Origin of the sequence: Dyella mobilis (assembly GCF_016904945.1) — a bacterium.
In the GTDB taxonomy this organism is placed as follows: domain Bacteria; phylum Pseudomonadota; class Gammaproteobacteria; order Xanthomonadales; family Rhodanobacteraceae; genus Dyella_B; species Dyella_B mobilis.
This window is the reverse complement of the sequence record NZ_JADIKF010000038.1, coordinates 402,099-426,955: the sequence shown is the minus strand read 5'-3', so window position 1 is coordinate 426,955 and position 24,857 is coordinate 402,099. Positions and strand designations below refer to the sequence as shown.

At 61.6% G+C, this 24,857-nt stretch carries 22 protein-coding genes; 14 read left to right on the top strand and 8 right to left on the bottom strand.

Going from position 1 to position 24,857, the window contains the following annotated elements; all coding sequences use genetic code 11:
- Positions 1-37: 37 nt before the first annotated feature.
- The 8 genes from dnaN to ISS99_RS09505 all read left to right on the top strand — a co-directional run bounded on the left by dnaN (position 38) and on the right by ISS99_RS09505 (position 8,970).
- Positions 38-1,138 carry a DNA polymerase III subunit beta gene (gene dnaN, locus ISS99_RS09540; RefSeq protein ID WP_204631377.1) on the top strand — a complete coding sequence of 367 codons (1,101 nt, stop codon included), beginning with the start codon at positions 38-40 and terminating at the stop codon, positions 1,136-1,138.
- An 88-nt stretch (positions 1,139-1,226) separates the two neighbouring features.
- Positions 1,227-2,306: a DNA replication/repair protein RecF gene (gene recF / locus ISS99_RS09535; RefSeq protein WP_204631376.1), complete on the top strand. Its 1,080-nt coding sequence runs from the start codon at positions 1,227-1,229 to the stop codon at positions 2,304-2,306.
- 75 nt (positions 2,307-2,381) lie between these two features.
- Complete coding sequence (gyrB, locus tag ISS99_RS09530; protein WP_204631375.1) at positions 2,382-4,796, top strand: DNA topoisomerase (ATP-hydrolyzing) subunit B; 2,415 nt, start codon at positions 2,382-2,384, stop codon at positions 4,794-4,796.
- Positions 4,797-5,103: 307 nt separating this feature from the next.
- A complete protein-coding gene (locus tag ISS99_RS09525; protein ID WP_239537817.1) occupies positions 5,104-6,408 on the top strand; it encodes a tetratricopeptide repeat protein in 1,305 nt (434 codons plus the stop codon).
- Positions 6,409-6,627: 219 nt separating this feature from the next.
- On the top strand, positions 6,628-7,287 hold the full coding sequence (locus ISS99_RS09520) for an energy transducer TonB (protein ID WP_204631374.1): 660 nt from the start codon (positions 6,628-6,630) through the stop codon (positions 7,285-7,287).
- 47 nt (positions 7,288-7,334) lie between these two features.
- Positions 7,335-8,111, top strand: coding sequence for a MotA/TolQ/ExbB proton channel family protein (locus tag ISS99_RS09515; RefSeq protein ID WP_204631373.1), 777 nt, complete (start codon positions 7,335-7,337; stop codon positions 8,109-8,111).
- Positions 8,112-8,121: 10 nt separating this feature from the next.
- Positions 8,122-8,544, top strand: coding sequence for an ExbD/TolR family protein (locus tag ISS99_RS09510; protein ID WP_204631372.1), 423 nt, complete (start codon positions 8,122-8,124; stop codon positions 8,542-8,544).
- Positions 8,545-8,550: 6 nt separating this feature from the next.
- Positions 8,551-8,970: an ExbD/TolR family protein gene (locus tag ISS99_RS09505; protein ID WP_204631371.1), complete on the top strand. Its 420-nt coding sequence runs from the start codon at positions 8,551-8,553 to the stop codon at positions 8,968-8,970.
- Between the two features lie 109 nt (positions 8,971-9,079).
- Here ISS99_RS09505 and ISS99_RS09500 read toward each other — a convergent pair whose 3' ends face one another.
- The 4 genes from ISS99_RS09500 to ISS99_RS09485 all read right to left on the bottom strand — a co-directional run bounded on the left by ISS99_RS09500 (position 9,080) and on the right by ISS99_RS09485 (position 12,861).
- Positions 9,080-9,829, bottom strand: coding sequence for a pyridoxine 5'-phosphate synthase (locus ISS99_RS09500; RefSeq protein WP_204631370.1), 750 nt, complete (start codon positions 9,827-9,829; stop codon positions 9,080-9,082).
- A 41-nt stretch (positions 9,830-9,870) separates the two neighbouring features.
- The gene (locus ISS99_RS09495) at positions 9,871-10,515 is read right to left on the bottom strand and encodes a 4'-phosphopantetheinyl transferase family protein (RefSeq protein ID WP_204631369.1); all 645 of its coding nucleotides are present in this window, start codon (positions 10,513-10,515) and stop codon (positions 9,871-9,873) included.
- Between the two features lie 62 nt (positions 10,516-10,577).
- The gene (gene acs, locus ISS99_RS09490) at positions 10,578-12,518 is read right to left on the bottom strand and encodes an acetate--CoA ligase (protein ID WP_204631368.1); all 1,941 of its coding nucleotides are present in this window, start codon (positions 12,516-12,518) and stop codon (positions 10,578-10,580) included.
- Positions 12,519-12,642: 124 nt separating this feature from the next.
- Entirely contained in the window at positions 12,643-12,861 is a 219-nt protein-coding gene (locus ISS99_RS09485) for a hypothetical protein (RefSeq protein WP_204631367.1), read from the bottom strand.
- A 405-nt stretch (positions 12,862-13,266) separates the two neighbouring features.
- On the opposite strand from ISS99_RS09485, the gene ISS99_RS09480 reads away from it, so the two are divergent.
- Positions 13,267-15,456 (top strand): hypothetical protein, encoded by a 2,190-nt coding sequence (locus tag ISS99_RS09480; RefSeq protein ID WP_204631366.1) that lies wholly within the window; start codon positions 13,267-13,269, stop codon positions 15,454-15,456.
- A 42-nt stretch (positions 15,457-15,498) separates the two neighbouring features.
- Positions 15,499-16,581: a PA0069 family radical SAM protein gene (locus ISS99_RS09475; RefSeq protein ID WP_204631365.1), complete on the top strand. Its 1,083-nt coding sequence runs from the start codon at positions 15,499-15,501 to the stop codon at positions 16,579-16,581.
- A gap of 78 nt (positions 16,582-16,659) precedes the next feature.
- Here ISS99_RS09475 and ISS99_RS09470 read toward each other — a convergent pair whose 3' ends face one another.
- The 4 genes from ISS99_RS09470 to ISS99_RS09455 form a co-directional block, all read right to left on the bottom strand.
- Positions 16,660-18,714, bottom strand: a complete 2,055-nt coding sequence (locus tag ISS99_RS09470) for a S9 family peptidase (RefSeq protein ID WP_204631364.1) — start codon at positions 18,712-18,714, stop codon at positions 16,660-16,662.
- A gap of 86 nt (positions 18,715-18,800) precedes the next feature.
- Positions 18,801-20,279, bottom strand: coding sequence for a hypothetical protein (locus ISS99_RS09465; RefSeq protein ID WP_204631363.1), 1,479 nt, complete (start codon positions 20,277-20,279; stop codon positions 18,801-18,803).
- The gene (locus ISS99_RS09460; RefSeq protein WP_204631362.1) at positions 20,276-21,172 is read right to left on the bottom strand and encodes an ABC transporter ATP-binding protein; all 897 of its coding nucleotides are present in this window, start codon (positions 21,170-21,172) and stop codon (positions 20,276-20,278) included. The genes ISS99_RS09465 and ISS99_RS09460 overlap by 4 nt, the downstream gene beginning before the upstream one ends.
- Position 21,173: 1 nt before the next feature.
- Positions 21,174-21,557: a GntR family transcriptional regulator gene (locus ISS99_RS09455; protein WP_204631361.1), complete on the bottom strand. Its 384-nt coding sequence runs from the start codon at positions 21,555-21,557 to the stop codon at positions 21,174-21,176.
- A gap of 92 nt (positions 21,558-21,649) precedes the next feature.
- Here ISS99_RS09455 and xth point away from each other — a divergent pair, with 92 nt between their 5' ends.
- From xth to ISS99_RS09435, 4 genes are all read left to right on the top strand, one after another.
- Complete coding sequence (gene xth / locus ISS99_RS09450; RefSeq protein ID WP_204631360.1) at positions 21,650-22,429, top strand: exodeoxyribonuclease III; 780 nt, start codon at positions 21,650-21,652, stop codon at positions 22,427-22,429.
- The gene (locus tag ISS99_RS09445) at positions 22,429-23,112 is read left to right on the top strand and encodes a YecA/YgfB family protein (protein WP_204631359.1); all 684 of its coding nucleotides are present in this window, start codon (positions 22,429-22,431) and stop codon (positions 23,110-23,112) included. Before xth ends, ISS99_RS09445 begins: the two co-directional genes overlap by 1 nt.
- A 138-nt stretch (positions 23,113-23,250) precedes the next feature.
- Positions 23,251-24,084 (top strand): pirin family protein, encoded by an 834-nt coding sequence (locus ISS99_RS09440; RefSeq protein WP_204631358.1) that lies wholly within the window; start codon positions 23,251-23,253, stop codon positions 24,082-24,084.
- A 254-nt stretch (positions 24,085-24,338) separates the two neighbouring features.
- Positions 24,339-24,794 (top strand): SPFH domain-containing protein, encoded by a 456-nt coding sequence (locus ISS99_RS09435; protein ID WP_204631357.1) that lies wholly within the window; start codon positions 24,339-24,341, stop codon positions 24,792-24,794.
- Positions 24,795-24,857: the final 63 nt, after the last annotated feature.

Here is a 24,857-nt window from a genome sequence, read left to right as displayed (position 1 = left end):
TTAAAAAACAGAACTGCAGGATAGGGAAAGCAAAAACATGCAATTCAGCATCCAACGAGAAGCTCTGCTTAAGCCCCTACAGCAGGTCGTCGGAGTGGTCGAGCGCCGTCAGACGCTTCCTGTGCTGGCCAACCTGTTGGTGAAAGTCAGCGACGGGAAGCTGTCCTTTACTGGCACCGATCTCGAAGTGGAGATGGTCGCTGCAACGGAAGCTGAAAAGTTGGTCGAGGGTGAGACCACCATCCCGGCGCGCAAGCTGTTCGATATCGTCCGCGCATTGCCCGATGGCGCGCAGATCGAGTTGAAGCAGAACGGCGACAGGGTTGCCTTGAACGCGGGACGCAGCCGCTTCACCCTGGCTACGCTACCTGCGACAGAGTTTCCGACCATCGATGAAATCGAATTGGTTGAGCGAGTCAGCCTTCCGGAGGAAGTGCTGCGCGATCTGATGGAGCGTACGTCTTTTGCGATGGCCAACCAGGACGTCCGGTATTACCTCAACGGCATGTTGCTCGATCTGCAGGAGCATGCGCTTCGTTGCGTAGCTACCGACGGGCACCGTTTGGCGTTGAAGGAAACGGAGCTGGAAAGTAAGGTTTCCACGCGCCGCCAAATCATTATTCCGCGCAAAGGCGTGAACGAATTGGTCGGTTTGCTCGAATCCGGCGAGGGCTTGGTGGAGCTTGAGTTCGGGCGCAATCATCTGCGTGTACGCAGGGGCCAGGTGGTATTCACCTCGAAGCTGATCGACGGTCGGTTCCCCGACTATGAGGCGGTCATCCCGCTTGGCGCCGACAAACGCGCCACGCTCGATCGGGAAGTTCTGCGTGGCGCCTTGCAGCGCGCCGCTATTCTTTCCAACGAGAAGTACCGCGGTGTGAAACTCGAGTTTTCGCCTGGGAAGCTACGCATCGTGGCGCACAATCCCGAGCAGGAAGAAGCCGTCGAGGAAGTCGAAGCCGATACGGTGGTTTCCGATCTGACCGTCGGCTTCAACGTGGGCTATCTACTCGATGCGTTGGCCGCATTGCGTGGAGACAAGGCCCGGCTTAGCCTGCGCGATGCCCAATCGAGCTGCCTGGTGCAGGAAGACGACACCGAGCAGTCGCGACACGTCATCATGCCGCTGAGGCTTTGACGGATCGCATGGCGATCATTGGATGTTTGGATTGTCTCGACGCCGGAGCCCCTGAGCTCCGGCGTCGCCGTTTTAGGGCACCTGTTTGATGCGCTTCGAGAAGCTTCAGCTGCGTGGTTTGCGTTGTATTTCCGAAGCCTCGTTGGACCTGTCTCCGGGGTTCAATTTCTTTGCGGGTGCGAACGGTGCCGGAAAGACCTCCGTGTTGGAGGCAGCCTTTCTTTTGTCGCATGGCCGCTCGTTTCGCAGCGGCGCGCGGGACGCTTTGACGCAGAGGGGAGCAGCGGGACTTAGCCTGTTCGCGGGCATCCGGCACGATGACCAGCGTCTGGTGCGACTTGGCCTGGGTAGGGAAGGCGCTCGATGGGAGGCCAGAATGGACTCCGAATCCGTTGCCATTGGTCAGCTGGTTCGGGAATGCGCGGTGGTTTGCTTCGAACCAGGGTCGCATGCCCTGATCGCGGGAGGGGCGGAGGAGCGTCGTCGGTTTCTTGATTGGGGCGTGTTCCACGTGGAACACGAATTTCTGGCGACCTGGCGTCGCTACCAGCGGGCGCTCAAGCAACGGAACAGTCTGCTGCGCAAGAGCGCAACTACTGAGGAAGCTCTGTTTGAGCCCTGGGAACAAGAAATGGCTCGGGCAGGGGCATTGATCGATGAGTGGCGCAGGAGATATCTGGAGCTCTTGCTTCCTCATTTGCGCGACCAGGCGGCGCTGTTCCTCCCTGAGTTGGGCAATCTGGAGCTTCGCTATCGTCCGGGCTGGACAGAAGGGGAGGAGCTGCTGGCCCTTTTGGCGATTCAGCGCACCCGCGACCAAGCTAGAGGGCACACGACCTCCGGCGCTCATCGCGCTCATTGGTCGCTCTCGTTTGCGCAGGCTCCCGAGCGCGAGCACCTATCCCGAGGGCAGGAAAAGCTGGTCGCGCTCGCCTGCCTTCTCGCGCAAGCGCGCCTGGACGCGCAGATACGCGGCGAATGGCCCATCGTGTGCCTGGACGACCTCGCCTCGGAGCTCGACCAGGCGCATCAGGCATCGGTAGTGGAGAGCTTGAAGGGCACCCCCGCCCAGGTCCTGGTGACCGGAACGGACACTCCAGGGGCGCTGGAACGTGTGCCTGCTCGAGTGTTCCACGTGGAACAAGGCCGGTTGACGCCCCTGCTATAATCAACCGCTTACATCCAGTCCGGCATCCATGGCGCCGCGTCGGGCGGATTAATGGCGTCGGGACATGGTTATTGCATGAACGCATCCTACGATTCGAACAGCATCAAGGTACTCAAAGGCCTGGAAGCGGTGCGCAAGCGCCCTGGGATGTACATCGGTGATACCGATGACGGTACCGGCCTTCATCACATGGTGTTCGAGGTCGTGGATAACTCCATCGACGAAGCGCTGGCCGGTTTCTGCGACCACGTCATCGTCACCATCCACGAAGACGAATCCGTCAGTGTCATCGACAACGGACGCGGCATTCCGGTGGACATGCATCCGGAAGAGGGCCGCTCTACCGCCGAAGTGGTGATGACGGTGCTGCACGCCGGCGGCAAGTTCGACGCCAACTCCTACAAAGTATCGGGCGGCCTGCACGGCGTGGGCGTGTCGGTGGTAAACGCGCTCAGCCAGCACCTCTGGCTGACGATTCACCGCGATGGGCACGAGTATCACCAGGAATACGCGCACGGCGAACCGCTGTACCCCGTGAAAATGGTCGGCCCTTCCGACCGGCGCGGCACCACGGTCAGGTTCCTGCCCAGCCCGCAAACCTTCACTCACATCGAATTTCACTACGACGTGCTGGCCAAGCGCCTACGCGAACTGGCCTTCCTCAATTCGGGCGTCACCATCGATCTGCGCGATGAACGCGGGGAAGGGCGGCGCGATACGTTTGCCTATGAGGGTGGCATTCGCTCTTTCGTGCAGCATTTGGCTCAGCTGAAAACGGCACTGCACTCGAATGTCATCAGCCTGAGCGCCCAGCAGGACTCCATCACCGTCGAACTGGCGATGCAGTGGACCGACTCTTACCAGGAGACGATGTTCTGCTTCACCAACAACATCCCGCAGCGCGATGGCGGCACGCATCTGACCGGCTTTCGTGCTGCGCTTACCCGCGCCATCCAGGCCTATATCGAGAAAGAGAATCTGGCCAAGAACGCGAAGGTCACGCTTTCCGGCGATGACATGCGCGAAGGCCTGATTGCAGTGTTGTCGGTCAAAGTCCCAGATCCGAAATTCTCGTCGCAGACCAAGGACAAGCTGGTTTCCTCCGAGGTGAAAACCGTGGTGGAGCAGGTCGTCTACGAAAAGCTGGGCGAGTTCCTGCTCGAGCACCCCAACGAGGCCAAGTCCATCGCCAGCAAGGTGGTGGATGCCGCCCGTGCCCGCGAAGCCGCGCGCAAAGCCCGCGAAATGACTCGCCGCAAAGGCGCGCTCGACATCGCAGGCTTGCCGGGCAAACTCGCCGATTGCCAAGAAAAGGATCCTTCGCTGTGCGAACTGTTCCTGGTCGAGGGTGATTCCGCAGGCGGCTCCGCCAAACAGGGCCGCAACCGCAAGACGCAGGCGGTGCTGCCCTTGAAGGGCAAGATCCTCAACGTGGAAAAAGCCCGCTTCGACAAGATGCTCTCCTCGGCCGAGGTCGGCACGCTCATCACCGCACTGGGCACGGGCATCGGCAAGGAAGACTACAACCCCGACAAGCTCCGCTATCACCGCATCATCATCATGACCGACGCGGACGTGGACGGTTCGCACATCCGCACCTTGCTGCTCACGTTCTTCTACCGGCAAATGCCTGATTTGATCGAGCGCGGCCACGTCTACATCGGCCTGCCGCCGCTCTACAAATTGAAGCAGGGCAAGCAGGAGCTTTATCTGAAAGACGATGCGGCGCTGAATGCCTACCTGATCTCCAGCGCAGTCGACAATGCGGAACTGACCTACAGTCCGGATGCGCCGCCGATCACTGGCGAAGCGCTGGAAAAGCTGCTGCGCGAATACCAGCTCGCGCTGGACCAGATCGAGCGCCTCGGTCATCGTTTCGATGCCAATGTACTCACCGCCATGCTCGAGCGTTCGCCGATCGACGCTCAGCTGTGGAACGATCCGGCGAGCATGCAGGTGTGGCTGGACGCCGTGGCCAACAGCCTGGCTGCCAGCGGTCTGGGCAAGCCGCGTTACCGTCTTGCACTGCGTCCTGCGACGGCGGAACAGCCTGCCGCAATAGAAGTCGTACGAGAACAGCATGGCCTGAGCCACACCTGGCTTTTGCCTCAGCCGTTCTTCGGTGGCTCGGAATTCCGGCCGATTCTCTCCGTCAGCCAGCAGTTGGCGGGAATGATCCAAGCCGACGCCGTGGTGCGCCGAGGCAACGGTTCGCGTGGGGTCACCCGCTTTGCCGAAGTTCGCGGCTGGTTGCTTGACGAGGCCAAGAAAGGACGCACCATCCAGCGCTTCAAGGGCCTGGGCGAAATGAATCCCGAACAGTTGTGGGAGACCACGGTCAATCCGGAAACCCGCCGCATGCTGCAAGTGGGGGTTGAGGACGCCATCGCGGCTGACCAGATGTTCTCGATGCTGATGGGCGAGGCGGTTGAACCGCGCCGGGATTTCATCGAGGCCAACGCGCTGAAAGTCGCCAACCTCGACATCTGAGAAAAAATGCGGCCCGGAAAATCTCCGGGCCGCACCTTTGCGCTATTTGACACATTAATGCATTAATACGCGCATAAAGTGCCTGGCTCGCCAAATCCAGGGGGATAAACGGCGCTTTGAAGAAATACCAGCCCGTCCAGTGACAGAAAATGCGGGCGCGTATGGCGTGAATATTATAAGTTATTGATTTGTAAAAGGCTTTCATGTCGCAGTGCGACTTGTTATCGATAGTCTGCTCGGGTTAATCTCAGTGATCCCCCGCACAGCATGTGCGTGAAGTCCGACTCCTTTCAATTTGAGGAACGCCATGAAACACGCTTCCCTGAAGATGCTGGCCGGCGCTGCGCTTGCGCTTATGTTGGCGAGCACTCCGGCGCTAGCGAGCGACAATTCGTCGTCGAGCGATCAGAAAGCGGCTCCGCTTTATCCCAACGCCACGCGTAAAGAGCCGAAGATCGATCTCACCGACGCGAAGGAGCAAAAGGCGCTCAACGAAGGTATCGATGCCGCTCAGGCCAACGACAACACCAAGGCCGCGCAGATTCTTCAGCCGATCGTCGATAGCAGCAAAAGCAAATACGCGCAGTCGATGGCGCTGCAGGCATTGGCTCGCATCGATGCGATGAACAAAAACCTGCCGGCCGGTATCGACAAGTTGACCAAGGCGCTCGCGAACAACAGCTTGCCGAACGATGCGTACTTTCAGGTCGAATACGAACTGGCAACGTTCTACCTGTTGAACCAGCAATACCAGCCCGCCATCGACACTGTCGAAAAGTGGCGTGCAGAAGGCAAGAGTGAAACGCCCGAATCCTATGCGCTGGAAGGCGAAGCCTACTACCGCATGCAGAAGTATCCGGACTCGATCACCGCGCTGCAGAAAGCGCAGTCGATGGCTGGCGCCAAAGCGGACCCGCGCTGGAATCAGCTGTTGATCCTCGATTACAACGATTCCGGACAGAAAGACAAAGCCGCTGCACTCGCGTCGAAAGCGGCCAGCTCCTCGCCGACCGATTCCACCAGCTTCCACAACGCGTTGAGTCTGGACATCCAGATGCAAAAGTTCGACGACGCGCTGAAGCTGATGGAGCAGGCACGTGCTGACGGCAAGATTCCGTTTACGGAAAGCGACTACGTCACCATGGCCAAGCTGTACATGAATAACGCGCAGGCAGACAGCAACCAGGATCCGAGCGCGGATACGACCAAGGCGGTCCAGGTTATGCAGGACGGCATGACCAAAGGCATCGTGAAATCCAGCGCCGAGAATTACTCGCTGATGGGCGACGCCAACATGATTGGCCAAAACTACAGCGATGCCGCTGCGGCCTATCAGAAGGCGATCCCCTCGGCCAGCGACGGCGAGCCTGCCTACAAGGCTGGCGTGGCCTACGTGATGGCCAACCAGTACAGCGAGGCGAAGTCTTTGCTGCAACAGGCCATCAACAAGGGCGTGAAGCACAAGGGCAAGGCCTACATGGCTCTGGCTCAGGCAAATATTGGGCTCAAGGACAAGCCCGCTGCTGCCGATGCAGTCATGCAAGCGGAAAAGGACCCCGAAACCGCTGCGCAAGCCAAGAAGTGGCTCAAGGACGCCAATATTGGCAGTTGATTTGTAAGCACGCCTCGTTTGTTTCAGCGGGTCAGATGGACGTCCATTCGGTTGTCATCCAAGGCCTACACGAAAGCTATACAAACTAGACGTGCTGTTGTACCGTTGGACTTTTCCCGCATTGTCCAGTGGCAAACGTCACCCTTCTTGGGAACAGCTTTGCCACCGGATGCTGCGACCTCGACTCCGATTTCACTAGCTCCTGATTGAAAGCGACAGATGGCCTCAAGTAACCAAGATACCGGCACTAAGCCGTTCAGTTGGGGGCGCACGTTGGCGCTGGCGGTAGCCATTGCGCTGCATGCCTTTGCTTTCCTCATACTGATTGCGCCTGCGGCGCCGCCGAAAACGGCAGAAGTTCAGAAAGAAAAGATTGTGCAGGTGAACTTCATCGAACCTCCGCCGCCGCCGCCGCCCCCGCCGCCGCCGCCGCCGGAGCCGCCGAAGCAGCCACCGCCGAAGATCATCAAGCAGGTGGTTCCGCCGCCGACTCCGCCGCCGCCGGCTCCGCCGCCGGCCGTGCAGGAAGCGTCGACCAACCCGCAACCGTCGCCGCCGCCAGCACCACCGGCACCACCGGCGCCGCCGCAGGATATCCAGGCCGCACAGGACATCAGCTACAACAGTCGTATGCAGCCGAAGTATCCGCCGCAGGCTATCCGCCAACGGCACGAAGGCACGGTTACGTTGTTGATTCTGGTGGCTGTGGATGGCACACCAAAGGACATCAAGGTCGACCAGTCCAGTGGCTTCCGCGAACTTGATCGTGCGGCCATTGAAGCGGCTCAGAAATGGCGCTTCAATCCGGAAATGAAAAACGGTAAGAAGGTTGAGGGCTACGTTCGCGTACCGGTCAACTTCAATCTCAATCAGCTGTAATACCAATTACAGTTACAGTTCACGCCTGACTTCCAAGGGTAGCGTTTATGTTCCAACAGACTCCTGCTTCCGATGCCGCCGCTCCGGCTCTGGGTGGCAACGCCAACGCCCAAGCCATGCAACAGATGGGCTTCGGCGACCTCATTCACCACTTTGACTTCCTGGGTTGGACAGTCTTTGTAGTGCTCGTCGTGATGTCGTTCTCCTCCTGGTATTTCATCATCGCCAACGCCATCCGCAATTCGATGGTGCGCGGTCGCGCCGACGGCGTGATCAACGGCTTCTGGTCCAACAACTCCACCCAGGACGCGATCCGCGAACTGGAAGCTCAGCCCAAGGGCGAACCCTTCTCGAAGATCGCTCTCGACGCCGCTTCCGCCGTGGCTCACCACCAGCAGGCTTCCGCTGGCGGTGGTCGTCTGGCCGAATCGCTCAGCCGTTCGGAATTCGTCGACCGCGCACTGCGCCAGGCCATCGCTCGCGAGAGCCTGCGTCTGGAAGGCGGCATGACCCTGCTCGCAACGGTCGGTTCGTCGGCACCGTTCGTCGGTCTGCTCGGTACGGTGTGGGGTATTTACGGCGCCCTGATCCGCATCGCCGCTACCGGCAATGCCTCGATGGAAGCTGTGGCCGGCCCCGTGGGTGAAGCGCTGATCATGACCGCCTTCGGTCTGTTCACCGCTATCCCGGCGGTGCTCGCCTTCAACTTCTTCACCCGCTCGAACCGTCTGACCTACGCTCGCTTCGACGAATTCGCGCACGACCTGCACGACTTCTTCGCCACCGGCGCACGCGTCGAAGGCGTTGCTCAGACTCAGAAGTGAGGATTGACCCATGGCGATGAGTTCCGGAAACGAATCCGGCTCGCCGATGTCGGAAATCAACGTCACGCCGCTGGTCGACGTGATGCTGGTGCTGCTGATCATCTTCATGATCACAGCACCACTGATGTCGCACCGGGTTAAGGTGGATCTGCCCCAGGCAAATCCTCACCAGGAAGAAAAGACGCCGCCGCTGGATACTATCGATCTTGCGGTCAAGCCGGATGGCAGCATGTTCTTGAACGACAGCCAGAATCCGATTACCGACGTCGAGCTGAAGTCCATGTTTGCTGCCTACGCCCAGAAGTCCCCGCAGCCAGAACTGCAACTTCGTGCCGCGCACGACACGGAGTTCAAGATGGTTCGCAAGGTTCTCGGCGAAGCCAAGGATGCAGGCATGGTCCACGTCGCTTTCATTACCACTGGTAAGGAGTGACGAGCCATGGCATTCAGTAGTGGAACTGGCAAGGGGCCGATGGCCGACATCAACGTGACGCCGCTGGTCGACGTGATGTTGGTGCTCCTGATCATCTTCATGATCACGGCGCCGATTCTGACCCACAAGGTCAAGATCGATCTGCCCCAGCCGAATCCGAACGTCATTCCGCCGAACAATCCACCTGAGCCGATCCATTTGAAGATCGACCAGTCCGGTACGTTCTATTGGAACGACACTCCGGTGGACGAGCAGCAGCTCAAGACGCAGATTGCAGTGATTGCGACCAAGAGCGAAGCAGATCAACCGGAAGTACAGATCGACGCGGCTGACGCAGTCCCCTATCAGGTGGTTGCGCGTGTTCTGGCTGATGCGAAGAGCTACGGCCTGAACAAGATCGGCTTTACCGACAGCAACGGGCAGTAAAAACGGCCATTGAATCGGAACAGTTCAATGATCGTGCAGCGTTACCCGCAAAAACCCCCGCGAAAGCGGGGGTTTTTGTTTGTGCTCCCATTATTTGGATGTCTGTTTGTCAGCGAAGGATTTGCAGGTACTTCCTGACGGTGTTGGCCAAACCTTCATACAGCGCTTCGCCGATCAGCGCGTGCCCAATGGACACTTCGGCCAGGCCGGGAATCGCTGCGCGCAAGGTACCCAGATTGGCCTGGCTGAGATCGTGTCCCGCATTGACCGCCAAGCCCACCTGTTGCGCACGGCGTGCGGTTTCCACGCACAGCGCAAGTTGCTCCGCTGCGTGGCCGTCCTCAAAGGCTTCCGCGTAGGGCCCTGTATAAATTTCCACGCGCTGGGCGCCGATGGCGGTAGCGTGCTCGAGCCCCTGGGCAGCAGGGTCCACGAACAGGCTTACTCGACAACCCAACTCGCGCAACTCGCCGATCAGCGGGCGCAACCGTTCGCGTTCGGCCTCGCTGGCGAGATCGAAGCCGTGATCCGAAGTGATCTGGCCATCGCTGTCGGGAACCAGGGTCACCTGCGCCGGACGCACCTCGCGGCAAAGGGCGATCAGGCCGGGATAATCACCGCGCGCTGCGGCGAAAGGATTGCCTTCGATGTTGTACTCGACCCGCCCGCGCAGCAACGCGGCCAGTGTTCTTACGTCATCCGGCCGGATGTGACGCTGATCAGGGCGCGGATGCACGGTGATACCGCCACAGCCGGCTTCGATACAGGTGGTCGCGGCGCGCGCGATATCGGGTTCGTGGCCGCCGCGTGAATTGCGCAACACGGCGATCTTGTTGAGATTGACGCTCAGCAGGGTCATGGACTTGAAAAACGTGCTTCGGGCCGACCACAGTGCGCCGTTCAGGCGTCCGCGGCAAGTGTCCAGATGTTTACCAGCAAAGGCGGCCCGCGCCAGGCCAGACTGGCCACGTAGCCGGTATCGAGCTCGAGTTGCTGCAACTGCCATTGGGATGCATCGTCGCCATCCAGCCAGAGCAGTCCGGGCTCGCGCGGCGGTACGCTCAAACGCAGCCGATCAAGGCCAAAGGCGACGCCTCGACCAAGGGCTTTGACCACGGCTTCCTTGCCGGTCCAAACGCGCAAAAAGGCGTATTCGCGCTGGGCAGCGTCCAACGCAGAGAGATCGCTGCATTCATCCGGATGAAAAAAACGCTCAGCCAATGCGATGGCGCGCGGCCTTGGCCGGATGCGTTCGATGTCGATGCCGGGAACGATGTCGCGCGCGACGGCGATAACGGCCTTGCCCCCGCTGTGCGACCAATTGAATTGCAGAAGCCGGTTCCATGGGGATGCCAGTTCGGGACGGCCATGCTCGCCCTCCCGCAATACGACCTGCTCGGATGGCAGCCCGAGATAACTGCCCAGCAGCGAAAGCAAAGGGCGGCGGTGTTGTGTTCTTTGATAGTCGAGCAGCCACACGTGGACGCAAGTGCGGTCCAGGCGAGAGGTGATTTCGGCTATATCGTGCCCGAGGACGGTGCGCATTGACGCATGCTGCCGACAGCCGCCGCTTGAGACAAGAAGCGGCGGCTGTCGGTGAGGTCGAATCAACGAATCAAGCGTTCGTCGACCAGATTTTTTACGACACCCGGATCGGCCAGGGTGGAGATGTCACCCAGCTGCTCGGGCTGGTTTTCGCCGATCTTGCGCAAAATGCGCCGCATGATCTTGCCGGAGCGGGTCTTGGGCAAACCGGGTGCCCACTGCAGATAATCGGGTGTCGCAATCGGTCCGATTTCCTTGCGCACCCACGCTACCAACTCTTTGCGCAACTCATCGCTGCCCTGCTCGCCGGCCACCAGGGTCACATAAGCGTAAATGCCCTGGCCCTTGATCTCGTGCGGACAACCCACCACTGCGGCTTCCGCCACCTTGGGATGCGAAACCAGCGCGCTTTCCACCTCGGCAGTGCCGATGCGGTGGCCCGATACGTTGATCACGTCATCGACGCGGCCGGTGATCCAGTAATAGCCGTCCTCGTCGCGCCGCACGCCGTCGCCGGTGAAATAGTTGCCTGGATAGGCCTTGAAATACGTGTCGATGAAACGCTCGTGATCGCCGTACACGGTGCGCATCTGGCCAGGCCACGAGTCGGTGATCAACAGATTGCCCTCGCAGGCGCCTTCCAGCACGGTGCCGCTTGCATCGACCACGGCGGGCTTGATGCCGAAGAACGGCAATGTCGCGGAACCGGGCTTGGCATCGATAGCGCCGGCCAGCGGCGTAATCAGAATGCCGCCGGTCTCGGTCTGCCACCAGGTATCCACGATGGGGCAACGCTCGTCGCCGACCACCCGGTGATACCACTCCCACGCTTCCGGATTGATCGGCTCGCCAACCGAGCCAAGCAAACGCAAACTGGCACGTGAGCAGCTCTTCACCGGCGCTTCGCCTTCGCGCATCAAGGCACGAATCGCCGTCGGTGCGGTGTAGAACAGGCTCACCTGGTGCTTGTCCACCACCTGCCAGAAGCGACTGAAGTTGGGGTAGTTGGGGACGCCGTCGAACATCACGGTGGTGGCGCCGTTGGCAAGTGGTCCATAGACCACGTAGCTATGCCCGGTAACCCAGCCTACGTCGGCCGTGCACCAGTAGACGTCGTCCTCACGCAGATCGAACACCATTTCGTGCGTAAAACTGGCGTAGACCAGATAACCGCCGGAGGTATGCAGCACGCCCTTGGGTTTGCCGGTGGAGCCGGACGTATAGAGAATGAAAAGCGGGTGCTCGGCCTCTACCGGTTCCGGTGGGCAATCGGCGGATTGCCCTTCCATCAAAACGTGATAGTAACGATCGCGTGGCGACTGCATGGGTATGGCCGAGCCGGTGCGGCGGACCACGATCACCGTCTCCACGCTGTTGGTGCCCTGTCGCTCCAATGCGGCGTCGACATTGGCCTTCAGCGGAATCTTCTTGCCGCCACGCACGCCTTCGTCGGCAGTCACCACCACTTTGGCCGCGGAATCGGCGATGCGTCCCGCCAGGGAATCGGGCGAAAAGCCGCCGAATACCACCGAATGAATGGCACCGATGCGTGCGCATGCAAGCATGGCCACCGCCGCCTCAGGAATCATCGGCATGTAGATCGCCACGCGATCGCCCTTGCCGACACCCAGGTGCTTCAGGGTGTTGGCGAACTTGCACACCTCTGCGTGCAGCTCGCGATAGCTGATGCGGCGGGATTCGTTGGGGTCGTCGCCTTCGAAGATGATCGCGGTTTTATCGCCGCGGGTGGCCAGGTGGCGGTCTAGGCAGTTGGCCGATACGTTGAGCAGGCCATCTTCATACCAGCGAATGTGCAGATCCCTGGGATCGAACGACACGTTGCGGATCTTGCCGGGCTTTCTGGACCACGCCAGTCGTTCGGCGACACGCCCCCAGAAACCGTCGGGGTCCTTTATAGATTCGGCGTACTGCTGCTCGTAACCTGTCTTGTCCAGGCGCGCCTTGGCGGCGAATGCGGGATCGACCGGATAAACCTTTGACATGCTTGCCTCCTGCTCACCGATCGCCCGGGAGCCCTCTCAGTGGGAACTGCATGACACCTGCGCAGCGTCAACCCACCGAGTGTAGCGTTTAGGCGGCTAAACCGCCAAAGTTGCGGTGCAGCATTCACTCTTCGCCAGATTTTTCGCGCTGCCGGTTTCGCCACTGTTCAAGTGGCGGTTCGGGTTGTGCGTTGGCGTCGATGCGCGCCTGCGCAAACATCAACGCGGTAGCGATTGCCCCAACGATGGCCAGCAGCAGCCACAAAGCCATGGCGCCGGGGCCGTGCCGGGTAAAACACAAAACCAGCGACAACAGTGTTGCCAGCAACCACAACCATCGCATGGACGGCTCCTTTTGGACTCGTCGCGTAGCGAGCATTTTAGCTCCGCAGCCAGCGGGGAAATGCGATGTCGTCACCAGCTCTTTACCAGTCTGGCCTAGGGCCTGTTAGCACTATTTTCGTAGCCCGCGTTGTCGTTGAGTGGTCGTCAGGTGGTAGTGCGTGGCACTGACTTGGCTGGCTGCCAAGCCGGTGCCGCGTGCTGCCGCATGGCGGCCACTCAACGGCAACCCTACGGGCCGGGTCTGTTTGCCCGCAATCCCGCGTCATCGCTCGGTCGTGTACGGACGTACACTCCCTCACTCTTCCTTGGCTGGCGCGCAAACAGCTCCCGGCGCGGGCCACGAAAATAGTGCTAACAGGCCCTAATATGACCGCCTTGATCCTACGCAGGGGAATACGTAGCGATGGCCGAACCCGATCCGCCCGGCGCACCGGTGCGCTGGCGGCAATCACTCTGGAAGGTCTTTGACGGTTTGGCCATCGGGCTGGATCACTGCAAGCCGATCCGGGTTTCCCTGCTGGTGCTTGCTTTCGCAGCGCTGGTGATCAGCAACGTCGATCAGGCCAGCGAACTGTTCCTGATCGCGGTATGGGCCGACCCCAGCAACGCGCGCTATGTCGCCCTGCTGGCGACCAGTGCCCTCGCTGGCCTGGCCGTGTGGTACTCCGCCCGCAATGCCTACCACCTGGTCTACCCTCGCTGGCCGGCGCTGCAGGATCCGCGTGCTGCGCCGTTGCGCCGATGGCTGCCGCGCGTCCTCGGTGCCCTGGTGCCTTTATTGGTGCTGTTCGGCTACTTGATGACCTTGCGGGGCACGCCGCATGCCACGTGCATGACTGCCGAGCAGTGTCATCGGCGCAATTGGCACGTGGCGGGGCTGTTGGTGGAGGCCGCGGCCATCCTCACCTTCTTCATCGGGCGGCGCTCGCTGCCGGGTGGATATCGGATCTCGAATGCGCATGCGCGCAGGTCCGATTCCATCCGTACGCTTGGTACCGTGCCACTCAGCATTTTTATCGCGGCGCTGATCCTCAACGTATTGATTACCGTGCTGGTGGTGATTCAGCCACGTCAATTCGACAGCCTGGGTTCGCTGGCCGTGTTGCTGATCGTGGGAAGCTTCTTTTGCATGAGTGGTGGATTCCTCTGCATGCTCGCCGATCGCCGCGGCATTCCACTGCTCAGCTTGCTGCTGTTGGCGGCCGTGAGCCTGCATGCCCTGCATTTGAACGACAACCACCGCGTGCGCCAGTACCCGTCCATGAGCACGCACCAGCGGCCGGCTGTCCCACCGGCCGATCGTCGGCCCCGTTTCGATGACTACGCCACGACGTGGCTGCGCAGCCGATGCGTGCCGCAGCATTCCTGTCCGGTCATCGTGGTGTCGACCGAAGGTGGAGGCTTGCGCAGCGCGGCCTGGACCGCGATGGTGCTGAGCCGCTTCACCACGCTCGTCGATCAGGCTGTACCGCCCGAGGGTGGCGAACCGATGTTCGAGCGCTATACGTTCGCGGCAAGCGGCGTATCGGGCGGAAGTCTTGGCTTGGCCGCCTATGTCAGCGCTTTGCAGGTTGCGCCGAAAACGGGCCTCGCCGCGCAAACGCGTGTCGAGCAGATGCTCAACCACGACTTTCTTGCGCCGGTGATGGCCAATGCGTGGTTTGTCGACTTCACTCAACGTTGGATGCCCGGCGCGCTGTTCGACGATCGGGGACGTGCCTTGACCACGGCCTGGGAACAGGCTGCGCAAGCGCAAGGCATGAATGCGTTCGCGCACCCGTTTTCCGAGCTCTATACACGTGCCGATGGCAGCGTAAACACCGACGTGCCCGCGCTCTTCTTCAACAGTACGACGGTAGGGCAGGGCTGGCGATTCGTGCAGGACCCATTCCGGCCGTTCGATAAAAGTCCCTGGACGACCGCCTACGACGGTTCGCTGTGGCTGGATCCGCGCATACCGTTGAGCGAAGTGGTGCTCAACAGCGCACGCTTCACTTATCTGAGTCCCGCCGGCACGCTCGAGACAGCAGCACTTCCCAGCGAATCATCGCCCGTGCCGGCAGACTTCCAATTGGTCGATGGCGGCTATTTCGAGAATTCAGGCGCCGCCACCCTGCGCGAAATCGTCCGCCGCTTGCGCGCCATTGCGGCCAAGCAGGGACAGCCGGTGCAGATCATCGCCTTGCACATCAGCAACGATCCCAGCCTGCGCGACTTTGTCGACGCGCACGACACCCGTCAACCGATTCCTCTCTATTCGGCGGCGTGCAGCCGGATACCGAGCGCATCGGAACGTTCGAGCTACGGCGAAGCCACCGCTCCCCTCGTTGCCCTGCTCGACACCCGCGACGCGCGCGGCGAATACGCGCGCGAAGAATTGCTTGCGTCGCTGCACATTCAACCGGCGGATGCTGGCGACAGCGACATTCTTTGGCATCTGCGCCTGTGTCCGGGCAATTATCCATTGCCATTGGGCTGGGCGATCTCGCCGCCGGTATTCGCCGAAATGCATCGGCAGCTGGAACAGAACTATCCGCTTGCAGGCATGGCCGGCTGGCTTGCGCAGCGATTGCGCACGGCCAAACAGCCATGACGTGTCGCGCCGTCTGAGACGGTTTCGGGGCATCATCGCCGAATGGTCGATCTACCTCGTGCATTCAAAGGCCGCGGCGCCGCTTCCAATCCGGAAGGGCGTTTCGAAACGATCCGTCATCACGCGGAAGACGACGGCTGGCAACGCGACGTGCTGGACGAAGAAGTTGCTCGCCCTCGCACCGAAGTGACGGAAGAGCGCGCGCGCAGTGTCATCACGCAGAACGATTCGCCCGACCTCAAGTTCAGCCAGGCCATGAACCCCTACCGCGGTTGTGAACACGGCTGCATCTACTGTTTTGCGCGCCCCAGCCACAGCTATCTCAATTTGTCGCCGGGACTCGACTTCGAAACCAAGTTGCGCGCCAAAACCAACCTGGCCGAGGTGTTGCATGCCGACCTGGCCAAGCCGGGCTACACGGTCAGCCCGATCAACATCGGCAGCAACACCGATCCCTATCAGCCGATCGAAAAGCGCTGGCGACTGACTCGCGCGGCACTGGAGGTGCTGGCCCAATGCCATCACCCTTGCACGATCGTCACCAAGAACGCGCTGGTTGAGCGCGACCTGGACATTCTCGTGCCGATGGCGCGCGAGCGGTTGGTGCAGGTATTCATATCCGTCAATTCGCTGGACAACCATCTGGCGGCCAAGCTGGAACCGCGTGCGAGCGCGCCGCACCGGCGCATCAAGGCGATCAAAACCTTGGCGGAAGCAGGTGTACCGGTGGGCGTGCTCGTAGCACCGATCATCCCGGCTTTGAACGACCGTGACTTGGAGGCGGTGCTGGACCAGGCAGCCGAAGCGGGTGCTTCGTGCGCAGGTTATACCGTGCTGCGGTTGCCGCACGAATTGAAAGCCTTGTTTCGCGAATGGCTCGAGCTGCACGCACCGCAACGCGCGACGCACGTGATGAGCCTGGTGCAGCAGATGAACGGCGGGCGCGACTACGACAGCAACTTTGCTACGCGCATGCGCGGCCAGGGCGTGTTTGCTGAATTACTGCGCCGGCGCTTCGATATCGCTTGCAGGCGTCACGGCTTCGGGCGTGCGCGCGAATTGCAATTGAACACATCGCACTTCATTCCGCCACGAAAAGCCTCGCCACAGGGCGAGCTGTTTTGAATTCGCCAGGGAGCCGCACGCCAACCAGATGATCGAAGCATCCCGGTTGGCGTTCAATATCGACCCGCCGTCGCCGGCTTATTGGGGCGGCAGATATTTCTCGAACCAGTTCAAGGCACGCTGCAGAACATCGCGCTGATTCGCCGGGTTGTAGAAATGGTGTCCTTCGTTGGGATAAACCACCAACGACGTCGGCACACCCAGCGCGCGCAAGGCGTGCCAGTATTCGAACGATTGCGGGGCGGGACATTCCGCATCGCGTTCGCCCACCACGATCAGCGTAGGCGTTTTCACTTTCTTGATGAAGTTGATCGCCGAGCTCTTCGCATAGACCGCCGGGTCGTCATACACCGAGGCACCGAAGAACGGGACCATCCATTGGTCGATCAGGTTCTGCCCGTAATAGCTCTGCCAATTGGCGATGCCGGCGCCTGCCACCACTGCACGGAAGCGCTGCGTCTGGGTCGGTGCAAACATGCTCATGAAGCCGCCGTAGCTCCAGCCGGTCAGGCCCAGGCGGCGATCGTCCACCGGTACCAGCTTCTCCACCGCATCGACGCCGGCCAAGGTGTCGCGCAGGTCGCCGTAACCGAAGTCCTTGCGATTGGCCTGCACGAATGCCTCGCCTTCGCCGAAGCTGCCGCGCGGATTGGTCATGAACACGAAATAGCCGAGCGCGGAAAACGGCGCCGCACCATAACCCACCGACGGCCAGTGCGGGACCACGGCCGAAGACGGGCCGCCGTGAATATTCACGATCATCGGATAACGCTTGCTGGGATCGTAGTTGACCGGATACAGCAGCCAGCCCTGCACGTGGAAGCCTTCGCTGTTCCATTCCACCGACTGGGCCTTGCCCCAGCTCGGCTTCAATCCTGCATTGAGGGATGTGACCGCCGCCGGCATCCGATCACCGATCGCGCCTGCGTATACCTCCGGCGCCGACTCGTAAGAAGATTGCCCGAACGCGACCTGCCGGTGATCGGCAGAAAACGACAGCGCGGCTTCGGCCGTGCCGTCGCCGACATAGCCTGGAGCGGTAAACAGCACGCGCTGCTGTTGCGCGTGATCGGCTTGAACGGCGTACTCCGCCAATTGCACCTTGCCGCTGCTGATCTGGCTGACCAGCATCGACTGCGGCGAGCTCCAGCTGAACCATGCGGGGGTGACGTGAATGCCGGGCGTGAGGTCGGTTGGAGCGCCGCCGCTTGCAGGCACGCTGTAGAGGTCGCCACCGGTCGCGCCCTGGTCGCTCATCAAGCCGCCGATGAAGGCGATGCGCGAACCGTCCGGCGACCAGCGCGGCACGGCGATCTGCAAGCCACGTAGCGGGCCGCTCACCGTGCCGGGATTGACCAGCGCCGTGCGCGCCGAGTCTGCCTGCACGCCCTGCACGTAGAGCTGAGCGATCCACCAATTGTTGTCGCCCGGTGCCGGAGCGGCAACATAAGCCACGCGCTGGCTGTCCGGCGCCCAGCTGAATTCGTAGACATAGCTATCGGCAGGGGTGACCCACTGCGCCGTGCCGCCTTGAGCCGGCAGTGTCGCCACGCGTTGCACTTCGATGCCTTCCACGCCAATTTCGCCGGTCTGCGGCTTCGCCGCCGCCAGTGCACTGGCGCGGCGCGTGGCGCCCTCCACGTAAAGGAAGGCCAGCGATTTGCCATCCGGTGCCCAGCTCAGCGCATGCACGTAGCCGCTCAGGTTGGAGAGACGGGCGGGCTTTTCCTGCGACTGGGTGTCCAGCACATAGACATCCGCCTGCTTCCCGCCCATCGAACTGTGCGAACTGGCGCAGTTCGAAAGGAAGGCCAGATGGCGCGAATCGGGCGCCCAGGCCAGTCCGGACTCGCTGCAACTGCCCGGCTTGGAGGCCAGGCCGACGCTGTGCGCGTTCTTGCCATCGGCATCGGCGAGCATGATGCCCGGCTTGTCATTCGTGTCCACCACCCAGGCCAGCTGATGGCCATCCGGCGACAACGCCACCTCGCCGATGCTGCGCACCTTGCCCAGTTGGGTCAGCAAGGCGTCGATACGCGGATCGGTGGTCGTCGCATGAGGGGTATCGGCAACGGCGAGGGGGGCAAACAGGGCTGCCAGCAGCGGCAGCAGCAGGCGAGAGGGCTTGAGCATGACGACGTTCCGGGAACACGGGCAAACCCCAACGCTAGCAGTTCATCCGGGCCCTGCCCACGTGCATGAAGGCACCTCGACAGGGATCAGGCCGGCAGAAACGGATGCGGCCGCCGTTGTACGCCGCACCAACCGCGCCAGGCCATCCATCCCAACGCCAGAATGACCAGCATCCAGGCCGAAGCCAGCAAGACCGTGGAAGATCCGCCGAGCACGGGGGAGGGGCTGAAAAACGGCATGCAAACGTTGTCGAACCCGACCAGCCCAAAGCACAGGGCGGCGATCAGGCCGGCGCTCCATTTGGGTACCGAAACGCCGCCGAAGTTCGACAGCGCGAAGACCAGCGCGATACCCGCTGCGGCGACTTGGCCAAGCAGTGCAATGCCGACGCTCCACGCGTCCACGTGCTGAATGAGCGCCACGGCCAGCACGAGGGCCAGCAGAACCGCCTGGATGGTCAATACGCGCAACAGGCTGGCGCGCAGCAGATTGCGCACCAGCGGCCAGCCGTGGCCAAGCGCCGGCAGCAGCGCCAACAAGGGTAATTCCGCGTTTGCCTTGCGCCAGCGCTGTTGCAGCGTCACCGCGACGACGAGACTCAACGCGGCGCCGCCGTAGCCGGCCAACCACACCCACACGCCGAACGTCATGCCATGCACGATCAATCCCAGCAGTGACAGTATCGAGACACCCGCGCTGCGGGCGCACAGCGACGCAATGATCGCCATCGGCACGAGGACAGATACCCAGCGCAACAACATGCTGTGCCAGGTGATGGGCAGCAGCCAGCCACCGAGAGCAACACGCAGGCTGCGCGCCGGGTCGCGAGGTCCGGTGCCGTTCAAGTCGGCCTTTGGAAGCATCCAGGCCGGCACCGTTTGCATTGCCAGGGCGCTGTCGCGCGATTGGCCCCACCCACCCCAACGATGCCACCCCATCGTCTGAGAGCGGTTCTGCATGACCAGCGCGCGACTGGCGCTCAACCGGTACGGGTCAACCGAGCGCAGCTGTCGGCGCCAGCGAACGGCGATGACACTACAGAAGAGCGCGACACCTGCCAAAACACAAAAGAGGCCGCCGCTCGCCCAGTGCGGCAACGCGAGGTACGGCCTGAAGCTGCTGACCAGAACAGGCACGAAGCCGGACACCGCGGCGACGGAGCGCGGCAGCAATCCCAGCGCCGTTCCTGCTGTCAGGCCGAGCATCTGGATCGCAAAAATACCTGCGAATTCGCCGCCGGCAAGGGTGAGTAGGATCGAGGGTATCGCGGCCAATGTCAGCGCATAAAAAATCATTCCGGGCAAAACGACATTGTGCATGCGCGGTATGCGCAGCTGCCTGGCATCCACCGCCAACAACAGGGAGGGCGCCAGCAGCGTCAACCCGGCGAAGAGGCCTGCATAGCCGTCCACGATAGCCGCTATCCAGACGACTTCGCGCGCATGCAAGTACATCGCGCAGATCGCGCTGGCGGACCAGATCAGTACGGCAATGGTCAACATCGTCCAGCGCATCGTCAACGAGGTCGAGCGCCAAAGCACCATCATCATCGGCGGGGCTTTCATTCGGCGATCTCCACGAAAAGATCTTCCAGGCCCAGCGCGTCAATGCGTGCGCCGGGCATGGTGGATGCTTGCGGCCATTGCCCGTAGCGGTCACGTTCGACAATCAGGCTGAGGCTGCCGTCCTGGTTGCGGCGCCGGCTCAGGCTTTGCGATGGCGCGGCCGACGTCATTTTTGCGGGCAGCCACAAACGCGCATAGCGTTCCTTGGTTTCGTCCACGCCACAGTGCAGCAACAGCTTGCCTTCGTGCAGAAAGGCAACTTCCGAGGCAACGCGTTCCAGGTCGGAAACGATGTGCGTGGAAAACAGCACCGTTGTGCCCGATTCGCCTGCACGCAGCGCGAGCTCGCGCAGCAATTCGCGACGCGCTACCGGATCGAGCGAGGCGGCGGGTTCGTCGAGCACCAGCAGCTCCGGTTGCGAAGCGAACGCGCGAATGAGATCGACGCGCTGGCGCTCGCCCGGAGAAAGCTTTGCCAGCAGGCGGTTGGGCTGGATTTTCCAGCGCTCCAGCGTGGTGCGGATGAACGGAGCATCCCAGCGCGGATAAAACCTACCCACGAAATCAAGCATCTGCTGCACCGTGAGCCAAGCCAGGGCCTCCGGTTGCTGCGGCACGTATGCAATGCGCGATTTGGCCTCGTCGCTCAACTTCAAGGCGGGTTCGCCAAAAACAAACGCCGAGCCAGCCAGCGGCTCGAGCAATCCGAGCATGGCCCGTATGAGCGTGGATTTGCCGGTGCCATTGCGGCCGACCAAGCCCAGTACGCTGCCCGGCGTCAGGGTGAGGTCCACGCCGGTCAGCACGTTGCTGCCTTCGTAGCAGTGAACCAGGCCGCTGGCAGTCAGCGGAGACGCCGAAACGTTATCCGGATACTCAAGTACGGCATTCATCTCAATCTCCCAGCAATTTGGCCAAGCGGCGCAATACGGGCTCGGCGGGAAGTTCCAGTTCGTTGGCGTGGCGCGCCAGTTCTTGCAACTGCGACTCCAGCAACGCCATGCGCTGGCTTTCGCTTTGCACGGTCCTGCGGGTGGCGGCGACGGCCATGCCCTTGCCGCGGAGGCGTTCGAGCAGACCTTCCGCTTCAGCCATGCCATAGGCGCGCGACACGGTCATGGGATTGATCGCGTGAAAGCCGGCCACCTCGCGCACGGAAGGCAACAACTCTCCGGAGGTCAGCTGGCCACTGGCGATCAGGCGCCGCAATTGCTCGACGATCTGCCGGTAGATCGGATCCGGCGCGTTGGGCTGTATGGTGAGTAATGAGGCATCCATGTGTATCAATACAACAATACACTTGGCTTTCCGTCAAGCATGACCTGCGGCACGGTCCGGTGGCGGTAATCCGCATCCCTTACAATGCCCCCATGAAAATCGCCTCGTGGAACGTCAATTCGCTCAAGGTGCGCATCCCGCACCTCACCCAGTGGCTCTCCGATGCGAAGCCCGACGTGGTGGCGCTGCAGGAGACCAAGCTCGAAGACGCTAAATTTCCGGTCGACGAGCTGGCCGCCGCCGGTTATCAGGCGGTCTACGCGGGCCAGAAGACCTACAACGGCGTGGCCATCCTGGCGCGCAACGACGCGGGATTCTCGTTCGAAGACGTGGTCACCGATATTCCCGGGCTGGACGACCCGCAGCGGCGCATTCTCGCGGCCACGGTCGGCGGCGTACGCGTAGTCGACCTGTACGTGGTCAACGGCAAGGCCGTCGGCGACGAAAAGTACACCTACAAATTGCACTGGCTGGAACGCGTGCACGCCTTCCTTGAGCAGGAGATCCGGCGTAATCCCAAGCTGGTCGTGCTGGGCGATTTCAACATCGCCCCCGATGACCGGGACGTGTACGACCCGATCGGCTGGGGCGAGGACGTACTTTGCTCGCCACCCGAGCGCGCCGCCCTGAAAGCCATCACGGATCTGGGGCTGCACGACAGTTTTCGGCTTTTTGAAACCGAAGCTGGCCACTACAGTTGGTGGGACTACCGGCAGGGTGCGTTCCGGCGCAACATGGGCTTGCGCATCGACTTGATCCTGCTCGGCGATGCCCTGAAATCGTCGGCAAAGGCCGTCACCATCGACCGCGAGCCGCGGCGGTGGGAGCGTCCCTCCGACCACACCCCGGTCACGGTGGACCTGGATATCTGATGACGACTGGCAATACCAAGGCAGATTGGCCCAGCTCGCTGGACGACAGCGAACTCGACGAACTTGACAACTACCTGCGCACCCACGCCCAGGATGGCCACCTCCTGCTGGATGGCGTGCACGGCTTGCTGAGCGCGATTTCGGTGGGCCCGATGCAAGTGCTGCCGGAAGAATGGCTGCCCGAAGTGCTGCACGAGCCGTTCGATGACGAAAACGAGGGCAACCGCGTCCTGGCCCTGCTCGCCAAGCTCAACGATTCGATCAGCGCCGAGCTCGACGTGGATGCCTATGAGCCGATCCTGGGCGAAGTCGACACCGAAGCAGGACCGGCGCTGTCCGCAGCGGGCTGGTGCGAAGGTTTCAGCCGCGGCATCGATCTGCGCGCCGGCCTGTGGGAAAAGCGCCTCGCCGACGATCCTTCGCTGATGGAAATGCTCGGCCCGGTGATGGCCCTGGCGGTGGACGAGGGCATCCTCAGCGCCGAAGCGGAATTCGAAAAGCTCAGCGAGGAAGAGTACGACGACTGCCTGACCCAGCTTCCCGCCGTGCTGGTTGCCGTCAACCACTACTGGTTCGAACACCCTGCCACCGAGGCCGAGATCGACGCCGCCAGCCACGGCGACCAGACCAGTAAGGAACAGCCCGGACCCCCGCGGCAACGCAGCGGCCATTGGGTGCATTGACGGTCGGCGCGCCGACGGCGCGCTGACCCGTAGAGACGCCAAGCTTCACCAGGAAACAGTCCGTTCGTACGGCCCTACTTGGGCATGCGATGCGGCAAGCCCATCATGTGCTCCAGATCCTTCCGACAGGAGCCAACCATGACCGAACGCAGCATTCTTCGCCGCATTCGCGGCACCGACACCTCCGACGGCGCGGGCGTGAAGCTCAAGCGCATCATCGGCCAGCCCGGCCTGGACATGCTCGACCCGTTCCTGCTGCTGGACGAATTCCGTTCCGACCAGGCGGGCGATTACATCGCGGGCTTTCCCGAACATCCGCACCGCGGTTTCGAAACCGTCACCTACATGCTTGCCGGCCACATGCAGCACGGCGACAACCACGGCAACCGCGGCGATCTGACGCCCGGTAGCGTGCAGTGGATGACGGCCGGGCGCGGCATTCTGCACTCGGAGATGCCGCAGCAGGAAAACGGCCTGATGTGGGGCTTCCAGTTATGGGTGAACCTGCCGGCCAAGGACAAGATGACCGCGCCGCGCTACCAGGACATCGGTCCAGAGCGGATTCCGGTGGTGCATCCGGCCAATGGGGTGACGGTCAAGGTCATCGCCGGCACCCTGGGTGACGCTGTCGGTCCGGTGTCGGGAATTGTCACCGCCCCGGTGTACCTGGATGTGGCCGTCGAAGCGGGGGCGAGTGTCGACATCCCGTTGCCTGAAGGCCACCACGCCTTCGCCTACGTGTTCGATGGAACCGATGCGCAGGTCGCCGGCGAGCCGCTCCAGCGCAGCGAACTAGCCGTTTTGTCCCCGGGGAGCAGCGTACGCATTGCCGGCCGGGAAGGCGCTGCGCGCGTGCTGCTGGTGGCTGGTCAGCCTCTGCAGGAGCCGGTGACGCGCTACGGGCCGTTCGTGATGAACACGCCCGAACAGATCCACGAGGCCATTGCCGACTTCCGCGCCGGCAAATTCTAAAAAACGACGCTTCAGCCCAGCCATCGCCCTGCCGATAACTTCATCGGCGGGGCGATGTTTTTTCAGGGACAGGTGGCACGAACGATGCACCAGTTCCGCCATCGGAAGCTGTTAAAGACGGCTAACGATAAAGGGTTGCCTAACGGGGAAATTCGCCGTTAAATAAAGATTAATCCAAGCAGGTTCATGTGCCTGTAAAATCCTGCTTCGTGAAAATTTCAGAAACCGTGACTAAGTAGCTGTTTTAAATCATTATGGCCGTTCTGACGCTCGCTTTGATCTTTACCGTCTCCGCCCTCGCGGCGGTTGCCGTCAAGCGCGTACCGGTCGGCCAGGTGCACAGCCTCTACCGTCATGGAAAGCCCGTCCGCCTGCTGCAACCGGGCACCCACGTCGTTCTGCCGCTGCTGGACCGGGTCGGCCATCGCATCGATCTGGGCGGCCGCATGCTGCGCTTCGATGCCTCGCTGGCCGAAACCCATCCGCTGCACGGCACGGTCTATTGGCAAGTGCTGGAGCCGGAGCGTGCCGACGCCGTCATCGATCAGGCCGACCAGCTGATTCGCCGCGGCGTGCTCGACGCGCTCGCCGATACCGCTGCCAATGAGGACGAGCGCCGCGAAATGGCCGCACGTCTCAAGTCCTGCCTCAACAAGGATCTGCGCGAACGCGGGGTCATGGTGACGCGCGTGGAGCTGGAAGCCGCCTGATCGCGTACCGAATCTGGCCAGGTTGCCCAAGAAAGCACCGGCACAGGGGAATCTGAGCAAGTG